The sequence below is a fragment of the Kitasatospora sp. NPDC058965 genome (genome assembly GCF_042741245.1).
Classification (GTDB): domain Bacteria; phylum Actinomycetota; class Actinomycetes; order Streptomycetales; family Streptomycetaceae; genus Kitasatospora.
Genome location: NZ_JBHYKG010000474.1, coordinates 1 through 4618, shown reverse-complemented (window position 1 = coordinate 4618; position 4618 = coordinate 1). Strand labels below are relative to the sequence as shown.

Sequence of the window (4618 nt, the reverse complement as noted above, 5' to 3'; positions counted from 1 at the left end):
TTGGGGTGGTTGTTGTGAATACCGGCCTGGTGGGTGTCCCGCCCCCCCCCGTCCACGCGCCCGGGTGTTGACGGCGGGTCGCACCAGGACTTCTCAGGCCGCCTTCGCCGGGTCCGGACCGGGACCCGCGCCACCGTCCGCCGAGCCGACCCGCTCCACCGGTGGACCGAACCCCCGGCTCCCTTCGGCCGGCGCCGTCGCGGCGCGGTCGGGGCCTCGGGAGATCGGGCGCGAAGAGGTACCACCGGGGTGGCGGTGCGGACGTGCCGGACGGTCAGGGACGTTCATCCCGTTCGGGGCCGGGTGCTCGGCCCCGAACGGGATGGGCGCTCCTGCCGTCCGGGGGCAGGGACACACGGGCGACCGACGGGTGGCAGCATCCTCCTGTGATCACCCAACAGGAAGCGGGCGGAGCCGCCGCTCAGGGCGACGGAGTGGTCAGGGCACTCCTGACGGCCGTCGCGACCTTGGAACTCCTCGCCTCGCAGGGCCATGACGCCCACGTCGCGCTGAGCACCCTGGAAGGGATCGCCCACGAGCTCGACTCGATGGGCCCCGACGGGCACCGGCAGTTCGTGGCGGCGCTGGAGCGCATCGCCGCGGACGACCCCTACCAGGCCGCCTGGGTCCGAGGCCTCCCGGACGCCCTGGGGCTCGATCGCTGAGGCCCGGCACCCGAATGTCACACCCCGTCAGCCGCGCAGCGCACCACCGCACCCCTCCCCCACCGTTGCGCTGACGGTCCCCCGAACTCGCCCCCCACGGCCGCCTCGCCCGTGCATCGTGTCGCATCCCTTGACACCCTCCGGAGCCGGGAGGAGTCTGCGCAGGGGAGTCGGGAGAGCGCTCTCTCGACTTCTCTCCCGTCTCTTTCGCCCCTCTCTCCCCACAGGTGAACAGGATTCGCTGATGCTCTCCGGACGAAGGCTCATCGCCTCCCCCACCACTCCGCTCCGCTTACCGCACCGCCGCCGGACCCACCAGCCGCACCATCCCCAGCAACCCCACCGACCCCGCGCAGCCCGGCCGGTGGCGCGCGCGCTGCTCGCGGTCGCCGCCCTGGTGGCCGTGTCCCTGGCCGGCGTGCACGGCGCGGCGTTCGCGGCCGGCAGCGGCGCGTTCGGCGGGACGCCCGCCGCCGTGCCGGGGACCGTCCAGGCTGCCAACTACGACACCGGCGGCCAGGGCGTGGCCTACAGCGTCACCGCCGCCAACGGCAGTGCCAACTCCTACCGCGCCGACGGGGTGGACCTGGAGGCCACCGCGGACACCCAGGGCACCAGCGCGCCGGGCGGCGCCTACGACCTGGGGTGGACCACGCCGGGGCAGTGGTTCAAGTACACCGTCCAGGTGGCCGCGGCCAGCACCTACACCGCCTCGTTCCGGGTCTCCTCGCCGTACGGGATCCCCGACGCGTTCCACGTCACCGGTGCCACCGGTACCAACCTGACGGGTCCGGTGGCCGTCCCCAACACCGGCGGCTACCAGACCTGGAGCACCGTCACCGCCACCCTGACCCTGCCGGCCGGCGTGCAGACGCTCACCGTCGACCAGGACACCAACGGCTGGAACCTGCACTCCCTCGCCTTCGCCCAGAGCAGCGGCGGAGGCGGCGGCACCGGCGGAGGCGGCGGCCCGACCCAGTACTGCGGCACCCAGGACCTGGCGCTCGACCAGCCGACCACCGCCTCGTCGACCCAGGACGCCACCGCCTACCCGGCCACCGGCGCCACCGACGGGAACCCGGGCACCCGCTGGTCCAGCGCGGCCGGCGATCCGCAGTGGCTGACGGTCGACCTCGGCGCGCCGCAGCAGATCTGCTCGGTGGGCATCCTCTGGGAGGCCGCCTACGCGACGGCGTTCCAGGTCCAGGTCTCCGCCGACGGCGCGAACTGGACCACGGTGTACTCCACCACGACGGGCACCGGCGGGAACCAGGCGATCCCGGCCACCGCGACCGCCCGCTACGTCCGGATGTACGGCACGGCGCGCGGCACCCAGTTCGGCTACTCGATCTTCGAGTTCGCCGTCCACGGCCTGACCACGGTCGCCCCGGTCACCGGCGGCAACGGCAACGGCGGCAACGGCGTGTGCCCCTGGGTGGGGTCCACCGCTCCGGTCGCCCAGCGGGTCCAGCAGGTGCTCGACACCATGGACCGGGCCGAGGAGGTCACCCTGGCCTCGGGGGACGGCAGCACGACGTACATCGGGCAGGTCGGCGGCATCCCCAACCTCTGCATCCCGCCGCTGAACATGGAGGACGGCCCGTCGGGGGTCGGCGACGGGAACGGCGGTGTCACGGCCTTCCCCGACGGCGAGAACGCCGCCGCGACCTGGGACCCGGCGCTGATCCAGCAGGAGGGCGCGGCGAAGGGCGCCGAGTTCGCGGGCAAGGGCGTGAACGTCTCGCTCGGCCCGACCACGAACCTGGTGCGCGACCCGCGCTGGGGCCGCACCTACGAGACCTACGGCGAGGACCCGTACCTGGCCGGCCGGATCACCGCCGCCGAGGTCCGGGGGCTGCAGGGCCAGGGCGTGATGGCCGACGTCAAGCACGCGGCCGCCTACGACCAGGAGCGGTACCCGAACGGCGGCAACAACGAGACGGTCGGCCAACAGGCCCTGGAGGAGCTGTACCTGGCACCGTTCCAGGCGGCGATCACCCAGTCCGCGCCCGCCTCGGTGATGTGCTCGTACGCCGTGGTCAACGGCGCCCCCTCCTGCGCCAACGCCGACCTGCTGCAGCACGGGCTGAACGAGCAGGCCGACTACGGCGGCTTCGTCGTCTCCGACTGGGGCGCCGCCGGGAACGCGGTCGCGGATGCCGAGGGCGGCATGGACGTCGCGATGCCCTTCACCGACGCGAGCGACGTCTCCGCCGCGCTGGCGGCCGGGACGCTGGACCAGGGGACCCTCAACGCGGTGGTCGCGCGGATCCTCACCCAGATGTTCGCCTTCGGCCTCTTCGACAACCCGGCCACCGGCTCGCTCTCGGCCACCGTCACCACTGCGGCGCACCAGCAGACCGCGCTCCAACTCGGGGAGGAGGGCACGGTGCTGCTGAAGAACAGCGGCATCCTGCCGCTCGACCCGAAGGGCAGCGAGTCGATCGCGGTGATCGGCACCGACGGCGGCGCGGCGGTGGAGATCGCCGGCGGCGGCAGCGGCGGGGTCGACAGCCCGAACGCGGTCTGGCCGCTGACCGGCATCCAGAACGCGGTCGGGCCGAACGTGAAGGTCGGTTACACCGCCGGCGACGACAACGGCACCGCGAACATCCCGCAGGCGGTGGCCGCCGCGCAGGCCGCGACCGACGCGATCGTCTTCGTCAGCGCCCCGGAGGGCGAGGAGTCCGACCTGGCCACGCTGAACCTGTCCGCCGCGGACGAGACGATGATCGCGGACGTGGCCGCGGCCAACCCGCGCACCGTCGTGGTGGTCAACAGCGGTTCGCCGGTGGCGATGCCGTGGCTGAACTCGGTGGCCGGGGTGTTCGAGAACTGGTACGGCGGCCAGCAGACCGGAGCGGCCGTCGCGGCGCTGCTGTTCGGCGCCGCCGATCCGTCCGGCAAGCTGCCGGTCACCTTCCCGAGCAGTCTGAGCCAGGTCCCGGCGCAGACCACCGCGCAGTGGCCGGGCACCGCCACGGGCACCGACTACACCGAGGGCGTGGACATCGGCTACCGCTGGCACCAGGCCCAACACCTCACGCCCGCCTTCCCGTTCGGCTTCGGCCTGTCGTACACCTCGTTCGCCTTCGGCAACCTCGCCGTCGGTGCGTTCGGCCCCAACGGCACGGCCACCGCGACCGCGACGGTCACCAACACCGGCACGGTGGCCGGCGCGGACGTGGCCCAGCTGTACGTCGGCGACCCGGCCGCGAGCCAGGATCCGCCGGCGCAGCTGCGCGGGTTCCAGCGGGTGGTGCTCAACCCGGGGCAGAGCACCACGGTCAGCTTCCCGCTGACCGTCCACGACCTGGCCGTCTGGTCCCCGACGGACAACCAGTGGGAGGCCCGGGCCGGCAGCTACGCGATCAGGGTGGGGGACTCGTCCGCGAACCTCCCGCTCAGCGGCTCGACCAGCCTGGCCCAGACGCTGACCGGTCAGGTCGCGGCCGGTTCCTCGGGCGCGGGCGTCTCCCTGGCCAACACCGCGGTCAGCGCGAACGTCGCGCCGGGCTCCGGCCTGCCCGGGGCGGAGACGGTCGGCGTGGTCAACCCGTTCGGCTACAGCAGCCCGAAGGGCGCGGCGGTGTCGTTCGCCGTGCAGGCGGTCGACTCCGCTCCGGCGCAGAGCCTCGCCTTCACCGCGACCGGCCTGCCGCCGGGCATCGCCCTGGCGACCGACGGCACGTTCTCCGGTGCCGGCAGCGCGCTGGGGACGTACACGGTGACGGTCACGGCGACGGACCGGGCGGGCGTCTCGGGCACGGCCACCTTCGTGTGGTCGGTCGTGCAGTGAGCCCGCTCCGGTGAACGGGCGCGGTGCCCCGCCCACCCGGGCACCGCCCGCCCCCCCGCCCGTGCCGGCCCGGGCGGGACCGGGCGGCGCCCCGGTACCCCCCCGCCCCGCGCCCCCCCCCCCGGCCCGGGCCCGGCGCACCCCCCGCTATTGC

2 protein-coding genes are annotated in these 4618 nt (G+C 74.1%); both read left to right on the top strand.

Features of this window, described 5'->3' with window-relative positions:
* Positions 1-386: 386 nt before the first annotated feature.
* A complete protein-coding gene (locus tag ACFW1A_RS38780; RefSeq protein WP_380418101.1) occupies positions 387-665 on the top strand; it encodes a hypothetical protein in 279 nt (92 codons plus the stop codon).
* A 364-nt stretch (positions 666-1029) separates the two neighbouring features.
* Positions 1030-4464, top strand: coding sequence for a glycoside hydrolase family 3 C-terminal domain-containing protein (locus ACFW1A_RS38775; protein WP_380418099.1), 3435 nt, complete (start codon positions 1030-1032; stop codon positions 4462-4464).
* Positions 4465-4618 lie beyond the last annotated feature (154 nt).